This window comes from Porticoccus hydrocarbonoclasticus MCTG13d, assembly GCF_000744735.1.
Classification (GTDB): domain Bacteria; phylum Pseudomonadota; class Gammaproteobacteria; order Pseudomonadales; family Porticoccaceae; genus Porticoccus; species Porticoccus hydrocarbonoclasticus.
The window spans coordinates 165,442-181,564 of record NZ_JQMM01000001.1 but is presented as its reverse complement, the minus strand read 5'-3'; the positions used below and the strand labels follow the sequence as shown (position 1 = coordinate 181,564).

At 55.3% G+C, this 16,123-nt stretch carries 17 protein-coding genes; 6 read left to right on the top strand and 11 right to left on the bottom strand.

Annotated features, from left to right (window positions below):
* Positions 1 to 27: 27 nt before the first annotated feature.
* Both U740_RS00875 and U740_RS00870 read right to left on the bottom strand, forming a co-directional pair.
* Entirely contained in the window at positions 28 to 699 is a 672-nt protein-coding gene (locus tag U740_RS00875; protein ID WP_036858482.1) for a hypothetical protein, read from the bottom strand.
* 58 nt (positions 700 to 757) lie between these two features.
* Complete coding sequence (locus U740_RS00870; RefSeq protein WP_036858481.1) at positions 758 to 2,020, bottom strand: 6-phosphofructokinase; 1,263 nt, start codon at positions 2,018 to 2,020, stop codon at positions 758 to 760.
* Positions 2,021 to 2,210: 190 nt separating this feature from the next.
* Here U740_RS00870 and mpl point away from each other — a divergent pair, with 190 nt between their 5' ends.
* Genes mpl through U740_RS00855 form a run of 3 tightly spaced genes read left to right on the top strand, consistent with a single transcriptional unit; the run spans position 2,211 to position 4,799 of the window.
* A complete protein-coding gene (gene mpl, locus U740_RS00865) occupies positions 2,211 to 3,581 on the top strand; it encodes a UDP-N-acetylmuramate:L-alanyl-gamma-D-glutamyl-meso-diaminopimelate ligase (protein ID WP_036858480.1) in 1,371 nt (456 codons plus the stop codon).
* Complete coding sequence (locus U740_RS00860; protein ID WP_036858479.1) at positions 3,568 to 4,176, top strand: flavin prenyltransferase UbiX; 609 nt, start codon at positions 3,568 to 3,570, stop codon at positions 4,174 to 4,176. The genes mpl and U740_RS00860 overlap by 14 nt, the downstream gene beginning before the upstream one ends.
* A complete protein-coding gene (locus U740_RS00855; RefSeq protein ID WP_036858478.1) occupies positions 4,176 to 4,799 on the top strand; it encodes a DUF2238 domain-containing protein in 624 nt (207 codons plus the stop codon). Before U740_RS00860 ends, U740_RS00855 begins: the two co-directional genes overlap by 1 nt.
* A 13-nt stretch (positions 4,800 to 4,812) precedes the next feature.
* Here the strand turns inward: U740_RS00855 and U740_RS00850 are convergent, their stop codons facing one another.
* The gene (locus U740_RS00850; protein ID WP_036858477.1) at positions 4,813 to 5,847 is read right to left on the bottom strand and encodes an MBL fold metallo-hydrolase; all 1,035 of its coding nucleotides are present in this window, start codon (positions 5,845 to 5,847) and stop codon (positions 4,813 to 4,815) included.
* A 66-nt stretch (positions 5,848 to 5,913) separates the two neighbouring features.
* Complete coding sequence (locus U740_RS00845; RefSeq protein ID WP_036858476.1) at positions 5,914 to 6,576, bottom strand: alpha/beta hydrolase; 663 nt, start codon at positions 6,574 to 6,576, stop codon at positions 5,914 to 5,916.
* Positions 6,577 to 6,688: 112 nt separating this feature from the next.
* Between U740_RS00845 and U740_RS00840 the strand changes: the two genes are divergently transcribed.
* The gene (locus U740_RS00840; protein WP_036858475.1) at positions 6,689 to 7,333 is read left to right on the top strand and encodes a glutathione S-transferase; all 645 of its coding nucleotides are present in this window, start codon (positions 6,689 to 6,691) and stop codon (positions 7,331 to 7,333) included.
* A 6-nt stretch (positions 7,334 to 7,339) separates the two neighbouring features.
* Here the strand turns inward: U740_RS00840 and panB are convergent, their stop codons facing one another.
* The 7 genes from panB to dksA form a co-directional block, all read right to left on the bottom strand.
* Entirely contained in the window at positions 7,340 to 8,128 is a 789-nt protein-coding gene (gene panB, locus U740_RS00835) for a 3-methyl-2-oxobutanoate hydroxymethyltransferase (protein WP_036858474.1), read from the bottom strand.
* A gap of 14 nt (positions 8,129 to 8,142) precedes the next feature.
* Positions 8,143 to 8,826 carry a deoxynucleoside kinase gene (locus U740_RS00830; RefSeq protein WP_235189793.1) on the bottom strand — a complete coding sequence of 228 codons (684 nt, stop codon included), beginning with the start codon at positions 8,824 to 8,826 and terminating at the stop codon, positions 8,143 to 8,145.
* Positions 8,810 to 9,319, bottom strand: a complete 510-nt coding sequence (gene folK, locus U740_RS00825; RefSeq protein WP_036858473.1) for a 2-amino-4-hydroxy-6-hydroxymethyldihydropteridine diphosphokinase — start codon at positions 9,317 to 9,319, stop codon at positions 8,810 to 8,812. Before folK ends, U740_RS00830 begins: the two co-directional genes overlap by 17 nt.
* Positions 9,312 to 10,679: a polynucleotide adenylyltransferase PcnB gene (pcnB, locus tag U740_RS00820; protein WP_036858472.1), complete on the bottom strand. Its 1,368-nt coding sequence runs from the start codon at positions 10,677 to 10,679 to the stop codon at positions 9,312 to 9,314. The genes folK and pcnB overlap by 8 nt, the downstream gene beginning before the upstream one ends.
* A 414-nt stretch (positions 10,680 to 11,093) precedes the next feature.
* Complete coding sequence (locus tag U740_RS00815) at positions 11,094 to 12,464, bottom strand: sigma-54-dependent transcriptional regulator (protein WP_036858471.1); 1,371 nt, start codon at positions 12,462 to 12,464, stop codon at positions 11,094 to 11,096.
* A 105-nt stretch (positions 12,465 to 12,569) separates the two neighbouring features.
* Positions 12,570 to 13,487, bottom strand: coding sequence for a tRNA glutamyl-Q(34) synthetase GluQRS (gene gluQRS, locus U740_RS00810; protein ID WP_235189792.1), 918 nt, complete (start codon positions 13,485 to 13,487; stop codon positions 12,570 to 12,572).
* 23 nt (positions 13,488 to 13,510) lie between these two features.
* Positions 13,511 to 13,957, bottom strand: coding sequence for an RNA polymerase-binding protein DksA (dksA, locus tag U740_RS00805; RefSeq protein WP_036860952.1), 447 nt, complete (start codon positions 13,955 to 13,957; stop codon positions 13,511 to 13,513).
* Between the two features lie 252 nt (positions 13,958 to 14,209).
* Between dksA and U740_RS00800 the strand changes: the two genes are divergently transcribed.
* A complete protein-coding gene (locus U740_RS00800; RefSeq protein ID WP_036858469.1) occupies positions 14,210 to 15,370 on the top strand; it encodes a pyridoxal phosphate-dependent aminotransferase in 1,161 nt (386 codons plus the stop codon).
* Positions 15,367 to 16,077, top strand: coding sequence for a DNA/RNA nuclease SfsA (gene sfsA, locus U740_RS00795; protein ID WP_036858468.1), 711 nt, complete (start codon positions 15,367 to 15,369; stop codon positions 16,075 to 16,077). The genes U740_RS00800 and sfsA overlap by 4 nt, the downstream gene beginning before the upstream one ends.
* Positions 16,078 to 16,123 lie beyond the last annotated feature (46 nt).

Genomic DNA, 16,123 nt, shown 5'->3' with positions numbered 1-16,123 from the left:
GGCCCATGGTTTGTTATTGGGTGGCTCTTATTGGGTGACCTTGTTGAACACTTCGGTGGCGGTCTGTTCAATCATCGGGATCAGCAGGTCTTGACCGTCCTGTTCAGCCTTGGTGTTAAAGTCATTGCCGGCGATTTTCTTGCCGTCGGTGATGCTCTTCAAGTTGTAGTTGAGGGCAATGGAATCCCCTTTGCGGATGGTCCCCTGAGCCGCCGTCAGCTTTTCCATGGATTCCTGTTGCATTTGTACGCTGGCGGCAGTATTGGCTACATTGGCCGCGGTGGTGGCGGCGACAAAACTACCCATGCTTCCACCCACACCGGCGTAGGGCAGCGCCGAGGAGATCACGCCGGCCCCGATGGAAAGTGCCTTGCCCCAGCTCTTCTTTTTTTGATAGTCCACGTCGGCGGTAAGTATGTAATCGCACCCGGACTGCTTGGCCTCAGCTTCTAGCTGGGCTGGCAGCCGGGACTGCAGGGCGACCACCTCAAGCATTGGGCCGCTGAGGTAGGAAATCAGCATGTTTTGTACCGGGCTGGATACGTCCTGCCCGCTGGCGCCTTGTCCCAGTTGGGCTTGAGGGGGGGCAATGGCAATGCAGGGTTTCTGGCCCGCTGACGCTGTAGTGACACCCAATGCAAGTGTGCATGCAATCAGCAAAGCAGTGGGGCGGCGGAGTAGTGGGCAATAGGTGATCATGAGAGCTCCCTCTTTAATGAGTCATGAGATCAGATAATGTGAAGAAGGGCTCATTTAATCAAATATCAAAGGGCGTGTTGAGCTTTTTCTTCACTGGAAGTTTGGCGAGTCTGGCATAGTTCGGCACACCGTTGAGATAGGGTGGGTAGTCCTCGCCTTCAATCAGCGGCGCAAGGTAGGTCCTTGCCAGTTGGGTGATGCCGAAACCGTCGCGTGAAATAAAATCACTGGGCATCTTCTTTTCGATATTGGCCACTTTGTCCAGCCCGACTTCCCCCAGTCGCCAGCTGTAATTGTCCCCGGCCAGCCGTTCAATGGTGACCATCACAGAGTTTTTGCCGGCCAGCGCATATTCCACCGCGGCCTGGCCGACCGCATAAGCCTGTTCTACATCCGTGGCGGAAGCGATATGCCGTGCCGAGCGCTGCAGGTAGTCGGCCACCGCCCAGTGGTATTTGTAGCCAAGCTCATGCTTGATCATACTCGCCAGGGTGGGTGCCAGTCCGCCCAACTGCTGATGCCCGAATGCATCGGTGGTGACGGATCCGGCAATCATGGTGCCGTCGGAGTACTGGACTCCCTCCGAGGCGACGATGACACAGTAGCCCCGTTGCTGGACGGTCTGTTCGACTTTGGCAATGAACTCCTCCTGGGCGAAGGGGATCTCGGGGAACAGAATAATGTGGGGCGGGTCGCCTGCCTGTTCCGCCGCCATGGCACTGGCAGCAGCAATCCATCCGGCGTGGCGCCCCATTACTTCCAGGATGAAGACTTTGGTGGAGGACTCGCACATTGCCGCGACATCGAGGCTTGCTTCTTTGGTAGAGATTGCCACGTATTTTGCAACGGAGCCAAAGCCCGGGCAATTGTCGGTGAAGGGCAGATCGTTATCCACGGTTTTCGGGATATGGATGGCCTGGATTGGATAACCCATTTTTTCCGAGAGCTGGGAGACTTTCAGGCAGGTGTCGGCAGAGTCGCCACCGCCATTGTAGAAAAAGTAGCCGATATTGTGAGCTTTGAATACCTGGATCAGGCGCTCGTACTCCACGCGGTTTTCTTCCAGACTTTTCAGTTTGTAGCGGCATGAACCGAATGCACCGGAGGGGGTATGGCGTAGGGCTGCAATGGCTTCATCCGATTCCCTGCTGGTATCAATCATGTCTTCCCGCAGGGCACCGATAATACCATTGTGACCCGCGTAGACCTTGCCGATCTTATCACTGTGTCGGCGTGCGGTTTCAATGACACCGCAGGCGCTCGCATTAATGACCGCTGTAACTCCGCCGGATTGTGCATAGAAGGCATTTTTTTTCGGCATGGGTTCCCCCGTTGGACCGCAATTTTCAGCAGCGGCGAATCATACTGGAAAGCGTTGTGGATTTCATTTTTTATGGTGGCGTTGCAGCACCGGCTCCGACTAGACTTGCAGGGTAATTGAATCCGCCCGTGAGTTTGCCGGTCGATTCTTGTGCTGGAGTGCTACAACAGAGACAGGCTATCGAGACAGTATGCATATTCATATCCTAGGTATTTGCGGCACATTTATGGGCTCGCTCGCGCAGCTGGCCAAAGCCATGGGGCATGAGGTGTCCGGCTGCGACAGTAACGTCTACCCACCGATGAGCACCCAGCTGGAAAATGCCGGTATTACCCTGACGGAAGGCTACGACCCCGCTCAGCTTCATCCCGCACCGGATCTGGTGGTTATCGGCAATGCACTGTCCCGCGGCAACCCCGCAGTGGAATATGTGCTGGATAACGGCATTCCCTATACATCCGGTCCGCAGTGGTTGGGGGATTATTGCCTCCGCGACCGCTGGGTGCTGGCGGTGGCGGGGACCCACGGTAAAACCACCACCGCCAGTATGCTGGCGTGGATTCTGGAATATGCCGGTATGCAGCCAGGATTTCTGATCGGTGGGGTGCCAAACAATTTCGGTGTTTCTGCACGGTTGGGTCATTCGGCCTTCTTTGTGGTGGAGGCGGATGAATACGACAGTGCGTTCTTTGACAAGCGTTCTAAGTTTGTTCACTACCGTCCGCGCACGGCCATTCTCAATAACCTTGAATTTGATCACGCCGATATTTTTGCTAACCTGGCTGCCATCCAGACCCAGTTCCACCATTTTGTCCGCACTATTCCCGGCCATGGTCTGATTGTCGCCCCGGTCAGGGATGTCTCCCTGCAGGCGGTGCTGGCAATGGGGAACTGGTCGGAGTATCAGCCTTTGGGTGATCCCGATAGTTGGGATGTGGAGGCCGTACAACAGGATGGTTCTGTTTTCCGGATCAGTTATCAGGGTAAGCCGCGCGGGGTTGTCCAGTGGACGCAGACTGGAGATCACAACATTGCCAACGGCATGGCCGCCATCGCGGCCGCACATCATGTTGGTGTCACGCCAGAGGTGTCCTGTGAAGCGCTATGCCAGTTCAGTGGCGTCAAACGCCGTATGGAAAAGCTGGCGACCATTGATGGTGTCTCGGTCTACGACGATTTTGCCCACCATCCCACTGCCATCGCGACGACCCTGGCCGGTTTGCGCCATCGGGTGAACAGCGAAAAAATCCTCGCAGTCATTGAGCCGCGCTCAAATACCATGAAGTTGGGTATTCATCGCGGTCACCTTGCCGTGGCCACTGCCGATGCCGATCAGGTGCTCTGGTTCCAGCCGGATAGCGCGAGTTGGTCGCTGGTGGAAGAGGTGGCTGCCGGGCCGGTTCCCGCTGAAGTGCTCGGGACGATTGATGAGTTGGTCGGGCGGATTTTACAGTTGACGGTGGACGGCACCCATGTGCTGATTATGAGTAATGGCGGTTTTGGCGGCTTGCACAGCAAGTTGGTGACCGCACTTGAGGAGCGTGCCCATGGCCGAATTTGATCGTTCGATAACCCTGGCAATGACCGGGGCATCCGGTGCTCAGTATGGCCTGCGTCTGCTGGAGTGTCTGGTTCAGGCCAACTGCCAGATCCAGTTTCTGATATCCGAGGCAGCGCGGGTTGTGGTGGAAACCGAGACAGAACTGACGTTGCCCGGGGATGAGGCGCTGGAGGATTTTCTCACCCTCAACTTTGACGCGGAGCCAGACCAGATTCTTGTCAATACGTCCCGCGACTGGTTCTCGCCCGTGGCGTCTGGCTCTGCTGCACCCCGTTCCATGGTGATTTGTCCCGCCAGTGGCGGCACTATTTCTGCAATTGCCTGTGGCGCCAGCAATAATCTGATCGAGCGTGCGGCAGATGTGGTGATCAAGGAAAAACAGCAGCTGATTGTGGTGCCCAGAGAGACGCCCCTGTCAGAATTGCATCTCGAAAATCTGCTGAAACTGGCCCGGTTGGGTGTTACCGTGATGCCGGCGATGCCGGGTTTTTACCAGAACCCGCAGACGATTGATGATCTGGTGGATTTTCTGGTGGCGAGGTTGCTCGATCATCTGAATATTGAACAGAGCCTGTTGCCCCGCTGGGGCGGATAATGGCCGCTAACCGGGAACTGTTGTGGTTGCTGGCTGTTCTGCTGGCCGTGCTGGTCTGGTCCTGGATCGCGCCGTTTGATCGCGCTACCTGGTGGCTTGAGGCGATCCCCGTACTGGTGGCCTTGCCGGTGCTGTACATCACCCGACGGGGTTTCCCGTTGACGCGACTCAGTTATTACCTGATTTTTCTGCACGCCGTCATTTTGCTGGTGGGTGCCCACTATACCTATGCCAGGGTGCCATTGGGTTTTTTTGTGGCAGACTGGTTTGATTTTACCCGCAACCACTATGATCGTTTTGGGCATCTTGCCCAGGGCTTCGTGCCCGCGATTCTGGCGAGAGAAGTCCTCTGGCGCAACCGGGTTGTGGTGGGGCGCTATTGGCTGTTCTTTCTGGTGACCTGTTTTTGTCTGGCGTTCAGTGCCTTTTATGAATTGCTGGAGTGGTTGACTGCGGTGGTTGGTGGCGACGGTTCTGTCGAGTTCCTCGGCACCCAGGGGGATGTCTGGGATGCCCAGTGGGATATGTTTATCGCGTTGCTCGGTGCGATAAGTGCCCAATTGCTGCTGGGTGGTTGGCATGACCGGCAGATGGCGGTAGTCGCTGCGGCGACCGGGCGTTGATTCCGATCCTGGTTCAGGCGCGCTGATACCAGTTCACCCCGGTGTTGTCGGTCTGCATGGCGACTTTCCCCCGTGCCATCAGATAATGTAGGTGGGCGTAACTTTCGCCCGTGGCCAGAACCAGCATCGAGTTGCTGATCGGTGCCTTGAAAAGCAGCGGAAACAGATCAACCACCCGTTTTGGCTCGTCGCAGTTTTGCATAACCCTTTCCAGGTCCCGTTGGTGGCCGTCGATCAGAGCCTGCAATCTCGGCTGCGCACCGGTGAAGGGCAGGCCGTGGGAGGGCAACACCAGCGTCTTTTCCGGTAGCAGGGCCTTGAGCCTGTGGCAGCTGTCGATCCATGCCTGCAGTGGGTTGCCGGCCGGTTCCATGGGCCAGACGCTGACGTTGGAGGAAATAGTCGGCAGCAGCTGGTCGCCGGCGATAAACAGGTCCAGTTCGGGGCAGTGCAGGCAGGCGTGCTCGGGGGAGTGTCCCTCGCCCATGACCAGCTGCCAGCGACGTCCCCCGATGATGAAGCTGTCGCCGTGCTGCAGTCGGTGATAAGTGGCCGGCATCCCGCGTACCATGCTCCCGAAAGAGCCAAATTTGGCGCGATAGTAACGCAGTTGTTGATCGCTGAAACCGGCGGCTCGATAGAAGCTGATCGCCTCTTCCGGTGCTTCGCGGTTACTGTCGGCCAGCAGGATCCGACAATGCATATACTCGCTGCGGGACATCCAGAATTCGGCGCCGCTGTGACGGCACAGCCAGGCGGCGAGTCCGATATGATCCGGGTGCATGTGGGTGGCAATCAGGCGTTTTACCGGTTTTTTTGATGACACAATCGGCGAGAGTTTTAACCACAGCTCAGTAGTGTCCTCGGTGGCCAGCCCGGTATCGACTATCGTCCAGCCATCACTTTCTTCGAGTAGCCACAGGTTGATATGGTCGAGCCGGAAGGGTAGCGGCATGCGCAGCCAGTGGACGCCGTCGGCAATCTCTTTAAAAGTCCCCAGCGGGGGAGCTTCGGAAAACGGATACTGGGGTTTTGTAGCAGTGTTCATAAGCGTTCACATTTGGGATGCGGAATTGGACCATACTAACAAAGCACAACGCGACAATTCCCATGACTAGGCCAATACCTGCTGCAACCAGCCGGAGATTGCCTGAATTTCTCCCAGGCAGACCGAATGTCCCATTGGGAAGGTTTGGTAGCCGGGTGTAAAGCCCTGTTTGCGCAAAAAGGTGACACTTTTCCGGCCCAGCTGTTCCGGCACTACATCGTCGCTGTTGCCGTGGAATATCTGCACGGGGAGTTGCCTGTTAGCGGGATGAATGTCGATTGAATCTGCGGTGGCAAAATAGGTGGATAAAGCCAGTAAGCCCGCCAGGGGTTTGGGGTAGCTGAGGGCTGCTTCAAAGCCGACGGCTCCGCCCTGGGAGAATCCGGCAACGACAATCCTCCTGCTGTCGATACCCCGTTCGATTTCCCGGTCAATGAGCTGCTGGATTTGGAGAGCAGAGTGTCGCAGTTGAGTCAGATCCACCTTGCGATCCAGCTCCATCTCCAGAATGTCGTACCAGGCTGGCATCATAAAGCCACCATTGATGGTCACTGGAAGCTGCGGCGCGTGGGGAAAGATAAAGCGGACCGGTAAAGTGGTGGGTAGCTTTAATTCCGGTACCACGGGTTCAAAATCGTGGCCGTTGGCACCCAGCCCGTGTAGCCAAATGACAGCGGCGTTTGCCGGTGATGAGGGTTCTATTTCGACCCCGGGTAGTAGCGGTTTCATCTTTGCCTGAACTCCTGTTTTTATAGCTGGGCGGCCAGTATAAAGCCTGCTGGCGACCGGTGCGGAAAGTTTGCTACGCTGACTTCGGTTATTTTTTAGCGGGTAGGTTCTGATGTTGCCTGTATTGTATTCCTTCCGCCGCTGTCCCTATGCCATCCGGGCACGCATGGCCATTTGCTATGCCGGTGTCCCCGTGGAGTTGCGGGAAATTTTGTTGAAGAACAAGCCCCCGAGCATGCTGGCGGTTTCGCCGAAAGGCACGGTACCCGTGCTGGTGCTGCCCGACGGCCGTGTGCTGGATGAAAGCTGTGATGTGATGTGCTGGGCTCTGGCTGTTCACGATCCGGACAATTGGATAAATCCAGCTGTAAGCCGGGAAGCCTCCCGGCTGATTGCGGAGAATGACGGGTCTTTCAAAACTCATCTGGACCATTATAAGTATGCGGACCGTTACCCTGAGCAAACCCCGGCGCATTATCGTGCCGAAGGAGAGGCTTTTTTACAGACGCTGGAGGCCCGTTTGCAGCAGCAGCCGTTCTTGCTCGGTCATCAACCGGGCTTTGCGGATGTAGCCATTTTTCCGTTTGTGCGGCAGTTTTCCCTGGTGGATCCTGACTGGTTTTCCAGTGCGCCCTACCCCAGATTGCGGCATTGGTTAAACCACTGGCTTGAATCCCCTCTGTTTACCTCTGTTATGGAAAAATATCCGGTCTGGCAGGAGGGTGCCGCTGCGCAGCTATTTTGGCTGCACCGCTGAAAACGACTAGAAGCTTTGCTCGCTTTGTGGAAAAAGACCCGTGCGCACAGCCTCGGCGTAGGCGTTCAGTGCGGCCGTCACATCACCGGTTTCTGCGAGAAAGTTTTTGGCGAAGCTGAGCTGATGAGGTGACAGGCCGAGCATGTCGTAGAGCACTAGCACCTGGGCGTCTGTGTCTGCACCTGCACCGATCCCGATCACTGGCGCGGCCAGCACTTCGGTAATCGTTTTTGCCAGGGTGGCGGGCACGCACTCCAGCACCAGTAAGTCGATGCCGGCTTTTTCCAGCGCTATGGCGTCGTTAATCATCTGCTCGGCTGCTGCTTCGTCTCTGCCCTGAACGCGATAGCCACCGAGTTTGTTGACGGACTGGGGCGTAAGGCCGAGGTGGCCGCATACCGGGATGCCCCTCTCGGTCAGCATAGCGACTGTCCTTGCCAGCCAAGCCCCGCCCTCCAGTTTGACCACATGGGCGCCGGCCTGCATGATCCGTGCGGCATTGTCCATCGCCTGTTGTTCCGTCGCGTAGGCCATAAAAGGCAGGTCCGCAACAATCAGGGATTTACTGTTACCCCGTCGCACAGCGCTGACGTGGTAGGCCATGTGCTCCATGGTGACGGGAAGCGTGCTGTCCTGTCCCTGTATAACGTTGCCCAGTGAGTCGCCTACCAGCACAACTTCAATACCCACCTGTTCTATCAGTCGCGAAAAGGCGGCGTCATAAGCGGTGATTACCGGGAATTTGTCACCCTGCTGCTTGAGTTTGTAGAGGGTGTTGATGGTGACCGTTTTCATGGGTGATGGTCCTGTCACAAATGGGCTTGTGGATTGTAGTAGTGGCGTCCGGTCTTGATGTTCAGCAAATAGGCCAGCAGGTTTTGGTAGTCCAGCTCATTATTGGCGAGATCGATATCTGCTGCGTTGACAATCAACAGCGGGGCCTCATCGTAATAGTAAAAAAAACGGGTGTAGGCATCGTTGAGCTGATGGAGATAGGCTGCGTCTATGGATTTCTCTGCTTCGGTCCCGCGGCGCTGAACCCGGTCGAGCAATACTTCGGTGGGTGCCTGGAGATAAATCACCAGATCCGGTGTGGGGGCATCTATGGTGAGCTGCTGGTACACCGTCTGATACAGCTTTAATTCATCGTCGTCCAGCGTGATTTGGGCGAACAGTTGGTCTTTGTCGATCAGAAAATCTGCCACTCGAACCTGCTGGAAGATATCGCCTTGTCGCATTTCCTGAATTTGCCGGGCGCGGTGGAACAGGAAGAAAAGTTGTGCCGGCAGCGCACCCGAGCGCCGATCTTCGTAAAAACGTTCGAGGAAGGGGTTTTGTTCGGGTTCCTCCAGCAGTGTGTCGTAGTTAAAACTGCCCGCCAGTCGCTTGGCCAGCGTGGTTTTACCCACGCCAATCGGCCCTTCTACCGCAATAAACCCTGGCAGCTTCTGGTGTGCGTGCCCGGGCTTCAGATCGTTAGTCAGTTGTTCCACAGGGATCTCCAGACGAGAGGCGAACGATACCGTCAGATGGGCAGTTTTCCAAGTGTAAAACCAGTGGAGTTCCATCGGGAAAAATCAGCTGTTCCGTGATCTCCGCCAATGGCAACAGGACAAAGTTTCTGAGATGGAGTCCGGGGTGGGGAATCTGCAGGTCGGTGTCGTCAATAATCTGCCCGCCATACAGCAGAATGTCCAGATCGAGGGTGCGCGGACCCCAGTGTCTGTCCTTTTTGCGCAGGTGTGCCTGTTCGATGGCTTGTAGCGCCTCAAGCAGTTTTCGGGGGGGCAGTGATGTCTGAAGCCTGGCGACGCCATTGATGAAGTCTGGCTGGTCCTGTGGCCCCATTGGCGCGCTCCGGTACCAGCTGGATGTCGTTATCAGGCTGGTGTCCGGTAGAGATGCCAGTTCGATAACTGCGTCCCGGAGTTGTTGCAGTGGTTGGTCGAGGTTGCTGCCCAGCCCGATATAGGTGATTTCAGTCATGGTCTGGCTGGGTTGTGGCCGGTGACCGGCGCGGCCGCCGCCGACGACGTTTTTTGGTGGGTGTCGGCTCGGCCAGAGTGCTGACCATCTTGAGTCGCTGATCTTCGTCCATTTCCTGAAAGCGGGTCCACCAGACTCCCAGACCAGGTTCCAGTTCGCCGGCATCTTCTCGCAATAACAGGAAGTCATAACCGGCACGAAACCGTTTATTTTCCATCAGGCGGAAGGCTTGGCTGCCATTGCGACGGGGGAGGCGCAATTGCATCTCCCAGATCTCTCGCATTGGCATACTGAAGCGGCGGGGAATGGCTACCCGCTGGCAGGCTCTGTGCAGCACGTCTGCGGTGGCCTGTTGCAAGGCGTAGACCGGAGAAATGTTGGAGCGCTCAAATTTTTTGTTGGCCTGTTTGGCCGCCGGCCAGAGCAGTGCGGCAAACAAAAATGCCGGTGTCACCCGTTTGCCCGAGCGAATGCGTTTGTCGGTATTGGTCAGGGCCTGCTCAATAAACTCAAGATACCAGCCGGGGTCTTCATTCAGGGCGTCTTCGGTCGCGGGAAACAGTAGACGAAACAGATCATATTCCCGGAGTAGTCGGAAAGTGACCAGGGCCTGACCGTGCATCAGTAGCTTGAGGACTTCATCAAACAGCCGGGCCGGTGGAATATCTGCCAGCAGGTGTGCCATTTTACTGATAGCGGCGGCACTTTTTTCCTCAATACTGAAACCGAGTTTTCCGGCAAAGCGAATGGCTCGAAGCATCCTGACCGGATCTTCCCGATAGCGTACCTCTGGGTCGCCGATGATCCTGATTATGCGTCGCTCTATGTCTGCCAGGCCATTGGCGTAGTCATAAACGCTATTATCCTGCGGGTGATAGTAGAGGGCGTTCATGGTGAAATCACGACGACTGGCATCTTCGTTGATAGAGCCGAAGAGGTTGTCTCTCAGCAGCAGGCCCTTGGCGGATCGGTGTGATTCATCCCGGGTGTTTGAGCCCTGTTCGGTGTGATGGGCCCGAAAGGTGGTTACCTCGATAACTTCGGCGCCCATGCGGACATGCACAATCTGGAAGCGGCGGCCGACTATTCGGGCTCGCCGGAACAGTTTGTTGACCTGCTCCGGTGTGGCATCGGTGGCTACGTCGAAATCCTTGGGACTCAATCCCAGCATCAGGTCGCGGACACAACCACCGACCAGGTAGGCCTGAAAGCCATCGCTGACCAATTGTTCGACAACCTTTCTCGCACCACTGGTAATCTGCCTGGCGGAGAGCGGGTGCCCTCCGGAGCGGACAATATGGGGTTCGCTGATAACTGGGAGAGCGTGTCTCCTGAAATATTTGGAAAGCTTTTTTAGCATGTTGTGGTGGCGTAGACCCGTAAACTGGCGATTCTAGCACAGGGTATGACAAAAAGACTGTTGGCAGTCACGCTGATATTGATCTGGGATCAGATCAATTCTGGGGGACATTAAAAAAGGGGAAGCATTCAAGCTTCCCCCTGTATCCCATAGGCTATTGGTCGATGGGTCTACCCCCCTTGTCAACCTCCTAGCAATCCATCCTGTATTATTTTTATTGTTTATTTTTTTAATAGTTGCTGTTTTTATTGTGTCTATAGATGAGCATGAAGCGTGCCAGAAAATTAAAGCCTTTATAAACAAAGTGTTACGTATTTTTTTGTGACGTGTCGCACATAAATTCATCAGTTTTGTTACCTATCTACACGACGGGCTGGTTAATAAGGTAACAGTTGGTTCTGGTGAAACAGCTGGCTAATCGTTTTTTTGACGGGGAATACCCAGCTTCTGGCGTCGTTCCCATAGACATTTGCGACTGATACCCAGTTTTCTGGCTAGCTCGGTCTCGCTCATGGCTTCCTGGTGTTCCAGTACAAAGCGGGTGAAATAATCCTCGAGCGACAATCCCTCCGGGGGGTCTGTGTCGATATGCTTGATGTTTGCCGGAGTCGAACGGAGACGGCTTGGTTGATCTCCAATCTCTACCAATGACAGTTCAATGCCCAGCAAGTCATGGCTGATCTGCTGATTTTCATCACACAGAATACTGGCCCGTTCCAGGGAGTTTTCCAGTTCACGGATATTGCCCGGCCAGTTATACATGGTGATGGCCTGGATGGCATCCGGTGCCAGCTTGAGATGATGCCTGTCGAGCTTTTGGCCCTGTTTGGCCAGCAACATATCAGCAATTTCCAGGATATCCTTGCCCCGTTCCCGCAATGGTGGCAGGTTCAGGTTAACCACGTTGATCCGGTAAAACAGGTCTTCGCGAAAGCGACCCTGTTCGCAGAGTTTTTTCAGGTTGCGGTGAGTCGCTGCGACGAGACGGACATCCACCTTGCGCGACTTGACCGAGCCGATGGCGCGAACCTCTTTTTCCTGTATGACCCGTAGCAGTCTTGCCTGGGCTTCCAGTGGCAGTTCGCCCACTTCATCCAGGAACAGTGTGCCGCCATCGGCAGCTGCGACAAGACCTTTGCGTGCTTCAGTGGCGCCGGTGAATGCCCCTTTCTCATGACCAAACAATTCCGCTTCAATCAGTGTTTCCGGGATCGCGGCGCAGTTAACACAGATGAGTTGTTTCTTTGCCCGGGGACTCTCATTGTGAATGGCGCTGGCAGCCAGTTCTTTGCCGGTGCCGGTTTCCCCGTGGATCAGAACTGTTGCATCGGTTCGGGCCACTTTTTGAATAATATTGTAAACGGTTTTCATGGCGGGACTTGAGCCGATCATGCCGCGATTGGACAGGTCGGGGGCATGGCGCTGTCCGACAGGACGTGGCTTGTCCATGATGCGGGTCACAGCTTCCAACAGCTCCGCATGATCGAAGGGCTTGGGGATATAATCGACTGCACCCATGCGCATGGTTTCCACGGCGCATTTCAGGCTGGCGTAGCTGGTCATGATCAATACGGGTACTGCGCCGGCCAGCTGAATCAGGTCGGTGCCCGGTGCGCCGGGAAGTCTCAGATCGCTGATGATCATTGAAAAGTCAGTGAGCTCAAAACGATTGAGCGCGTCTTCGATATTTTTTGCTTCACGGGTCTCGAAATGGTGATGTTCAAGCAGCCTTCTCAGTGAAGTGCGAAAAATATCTTCGTCTTCAACAATCAGAATCTTGTTCATGGCTAACCTGTATCAATAAGCGATCTGGTTTGCTTGCCGACCCGGGGGTAATGCTCTATAAGAGTCAGTCAGACAATTTAGGCAATGCGGCGGGCGTTGTTCATTCTACAGTGCCGGCGCCGGTATTTGTATCAATTGGGGTAATTGAGTCCGCTGCCAGTTGCGTACGCCCCACTCAAGCAATGCTTCCGGACTGGTGGCCGGCAGGTCAGCGGGCGGTTGCATACCCAGCCAGTGCATGGCCGCGAGCAGGTTGGCGCCAGGCTGTCGGTTGTCCACCGGCGGTGCCAGGTTTTGCTTGCTGAGTTTGTGCCCCTGTTCATTGACAGCGATCGGGAGATGCCCGTACACGGGAGTTGGCAGGGTTAACAGTTGCTGCAGACAGACCTGCCTCGCGGTCGAGTCGAGTAAATCGCTGCCGCGGATAATGTGGCTGATACCCTGGTATGCGTCATCTATGACAACCGCCAGTTGGTAGGCAAACAGGCCATCTTTGCGAAGTAGCACGAAATCGCCAGCGGTTTGCTTGACCCATTGTTGTTGACGGCCCTGAAATAGATCGGTGAATGCGATAAAACAGTTGTTGGGAACCGACAGTCGGAGAGCGTGTGGTTGCTCGAGGTCGCCGGGAACGCAGCTGCGTTGATGCAGGCCGCCGGTATCTTGCAGGACTTGGCGACTGCAATGGCAGGGATACGCGAGGCCGCTGTGGCTGAGTTCTTCCAGTGCGGCAACGTAAGCCTCGCTGCGCTGGCTCTGGTAGAGGGGCTGTCCATCCCAGAGCAGGCTGTGGGCTTCTAGTTGCCGGAGAATGGTATCTTCGGCACCTGGCAGTTGGCGGGGGGGATCAATATCCTCCATACGTACCAGCCAAGTTCCACCCTGCGCTTTTGCATCAAGATAACTGGCCAGCGCGGTAACCAGTGAACCAAAATGCAATGGGCCGGTGGGAGAAGGCGCAAAGCGCCCTGTGTAGGCGGGGTGATTACGGGGAGAGGCCATAGCAACTGAGGAAAGTGGCAAATTGCCATTTCCCTCAAGGCGCGTCAACCACCGGTCAGTTGCTTTTCCCTTATTTCATCAAGGGTTTTACAGTCGACACAAAGGTTTGCCGTGGGGCGTGCTTCCAGGCGCCGAATACCGATCTCAACACCACACTGATCACAAAAGCCGTAGTCGTTGGCTTCGATTCGCTCAATGGTGCTGTCAATTTTCCTGATCAGTTTGCGCTCCCGGTCGCGGGTTCTGAGCTCCAGGCTGAACTCCTCTTCCTGCGTGGCGCGGTCGGCAGGATCCGGGAAATTGGCCGCCTCATCCTTCATATGGGATACGGTTCGATCAACTTCTTCCATCAGCTCGCGTTTCCAAGCCAGCAGAATCTGCTTGAAGTGGCTGCGCTGATTGTCGTTCATGAACTCCTCACCCTTCTTTTCCTTGTAGGGGGTGAAGCCATGAAGTGAGGCAATGGTGACAGTTTCTGCTTTCTTAGGCATTTTTTTCCATTCTCGGTAATTTGCGAGACCCGCGTTTATAGTGCCAGCGGGAAAATTTTTCAAGTAAAAAAACTGTTTTCCGGGTATTAAGCCATGATTGACGTGTACGGGACGTTGCAATTGCAAGGCCAGAGTATAGCAATTTGCGCCACCTGTTTGGTTGACGGAGAAATAATCGCATAATGCTGGGGAGTATAATAAATGTTGATTATGTCACTGGTGTATCTTGTTGTGGCTTGAGGGCAGAATATCATGCAGACAGCGAAAAGAACCCGCAAGCTAACCTCCTTCAAGGTAGTGGATTTTCTTGAAGCTGCAAGGCGGCTTGAGGCAGAGGGCCGGGATATCATTCACATGGAAATCGGTGAACCCTGCTTCGCTACCGCAGCACCTATTGTAGAGGCGGCCCGCTTGGCGCTGGATCAGGGTAAAACGGCGTATACGCCGTCCTGCGGTATTCCCGAACTGCGTCATGCCATCAGTGATTATTACCGGCAGCGCTACGGTGTAACGGTTGATCCTGAGCGCGTGATTGTCACCACCGGTAGCAGTGCTGCACTGGGGATGATTTTTGAGTTGTTACTGAATCCCGGTGATGGATTTTTGCTAGCGGACCCCGGTTATCCCTGTAATGCCAATTTTGTACGGCGACTGGATGCTGAACCCCAGCTTGTACCGGTGAGCCCTGAGCATAATTATCAGTTGACCGCAGAACTGGTCAATCGCCACTGGCAGGCGAATACGGTCGGCGCAATGGTCGCGACCCCCAGTAACCCTACCGGGTCAGTTATTGACCGGGATCAGATGTCGGAGTTGTATCGGGCCGTTGCCTCCCAGGGTGGAACACTGGTGGTGGATGAGATTTATCACGGCCTGACCTACACGGCTGAGCCGCTCTGTTCCGCCCTTGAGGTGGCGGAGGATGTGCTGGTGGTAAACAGCTTCTCCAAGTATTTTGGGATGACCGGCTGGCGGTTGGGCTGGATGGTTGTGCCCGAGGCATTTGTCGATCTGTTTACGGTGATGGCGCAGAATTTTTATATTGCCAGTCCCACCCTGTCGCAGTATGCCGCACTCGCGGCACTTCAACCGGAGACCCTGCCGATACTGGATGGCCGCTGTGCGGAGTTTCAAAAGCGCCGGGACTATCTGGTGCCGGCACTGCAGAAACTCGGGTTTACTGTTGCCGGGTTGCCCGAGGGTGCCTTCTATGTCTATGCAGATGTGTCTGCCTTGACCGATGATTGTGAAGATTTCTGCTGGCAGTTGTTGAATGAGCACGGTGTGGCCTGTACCCCTGGGACGGACTTTGGTGAGCACCGTGCCAGTCAGCATGTGCGTTTTACCTATACTGAACCACTATCCCGATTACAGTTGGCCGTGCAGCGGATTGAGCGGGCGTTGCAGCCATGAAGATTATTCCGCCGTTTGAACGTGCCACATTGATTAAACGCTACAAGCGGTTTCTCGCCGATATTCGGCTGTCCAGTGGTGAAGAAATGACGATCCACTGTCCGAATACCGGCTCCATGAAAAACTGTTGGCAAGCGGAGACACCGTGCTGGTTTTCCCGCTCTGATGATCCCCGGCGAAAATTGTCGGGAACCCTGGAAATCACTACTACCCCGGATGGCTTTCTGACCGGCGTCAATACCAACCGGCCCAACAAGCTGGTTCGCGAAGCGATTGAAGACGGTGTTATTGCAGAGCTGCAGGGTTATGAGTCAATTCGCGCGGAAGTGAAATACGGTGCCGAGAACAGTCGCATTGATCTGTTGCTGACGGGGGAGGAGCTTGCGCCCTGCTATGTGGAGGTCAAGAACACGACCCTGGGCGCAGGTGGTGGCCGGGTGCTGTTTCCCGATGCGGTCACCGAGCGCGGTACCAAGCATCTTCGGGAATTGATCAGTATGGTCCAGCAGGGGCATCGTGCGGTACTGGTGTTTTGTGTGCAGCACAGTGGTGCCGATTGCGCAGGGCCGGCCGATGAGATCGATCCGGTTTATGGTGCGACTCTGAGACAGGCGATTGCCGCCGGTGTTGAAGTGCTGGTCTACGGATGCAGGCTGGCTGAGGATGAAATCGTCATTGACCACCGCCTGCCTTTTGTCATCCGTTGATTCTTTAGGACCTGTTAACACCCATTGAATAGCCGCTGTTGTGTTT

What these genes read in the sequence shown, in the direction of transcription:
- U740_RS00875 (WP_036858482.1), bottom strand. Translation starts at nt 699, where the DNA reads ATGATCACCTATTGCCCACTACTCCGCCGCCCCACTGCTTTGCTGATT.
- U740_RS00870 (WP_036858481.1), bottom strand. Translation starts at nt 2,020, where the DNA reads ATGCCGAAAAAAAATGCCTTCTATGCACAATCCGGCGGAGTTACAGCG.
- mpl (WP_036858480.1), top strand. Translation starts at nt 2,211, where the DNA reads ATGCATATTCATATCCTAGGTATTTGCGGCACATTTATGGGCTCGCTC.
- U740_RS00860 (WP_036858479.1), top strand. Translation starts at nt 3,568, where the DNA reads ATGGCCGAATTTGATCGTTCGATAACCCTGGCAATGACCGGGGCATCC.
- U740_RS00855 (WP_036858478.1), top strand. Translation starts at nt 4,176, where the DNA reads ATGGCCGCTAACCGGGAACTGTTGTGGTTGCTGGCTGTTCTGCTGGCC.
- U740_RS00850 (WP_036858477.1), bottom strand. Translation starts at nt 5,847, where the DNA reads ATGAACACTGCTACAAAACCCCAGTATCCGTTTTCCGAAGCTCCCCCG.
- U740_RS00845 (WP_036858476.1), bottom strand. Translation starts at nt 6,576, where the DNA reads ATGAAACCGCTACTACCCGGGGTCGAAATAGAACCCTCATCACCGGCA.
- U740_RS00840 (WP_036858475.1), top strand. Translation starts at nt 6,689, where the DNA reads ATGTTGCCTGTATTGTATTCCTTCCGCCGCTGTCCCTATGCCATCCGG.
- panB (WP_036858474.1), bottom strand. Translation starts at nt 8,128, where the DNA reads ATGAAAACGGTCACCATCAACACCCTCTACAAACTCAAGCAGCAGGGT.
- folK (WP_036858473.1), bottom strand. Translation starts at nt 9,319, where the DNA reads ATGACTGAAATCACCTATATCGGGCTGGGCAGCAACCTCGACCAACCA.
- pcnB (WP_036858472.1), bottom strand. Translation starts at nt 10,679, where the DNA reads ATGCTAAAAAAGCTTTCCAAATATTTCAGGAGACACGCTCTCCCAGTT.
- U740_RS00815 (WP_036858471.1), bottom strand. Translation starts at nt 12,464, where the DNA reads ATGAACAAGATTCTGATTGTTGAAGACGAAGATATTTTTCGCACTTCA.
- dksA (WP_036860952.1), bottom strand. Translation starts at nt 13,957, where the DNA reads ATGCCTAAGAAAGCAGAAACTGTCACCATTGCCTCACTTCATGGCTTC.
- U740_RS00800 (WP_036858469.1), top strand. Translation starts at nt 14,210, where the DNA reads ATGCAGACAGCGAAAAGAACCCGCAAGCTAACCTCCTTCAAGGTAGTG.
- sfsA (WP_036858468.1), top strand. Translation starts at nt 15,367, where the DNA reads ATGAAGATTATTCCGCCGTTTGAACGTGCCACATTGATTAAACGCTAC.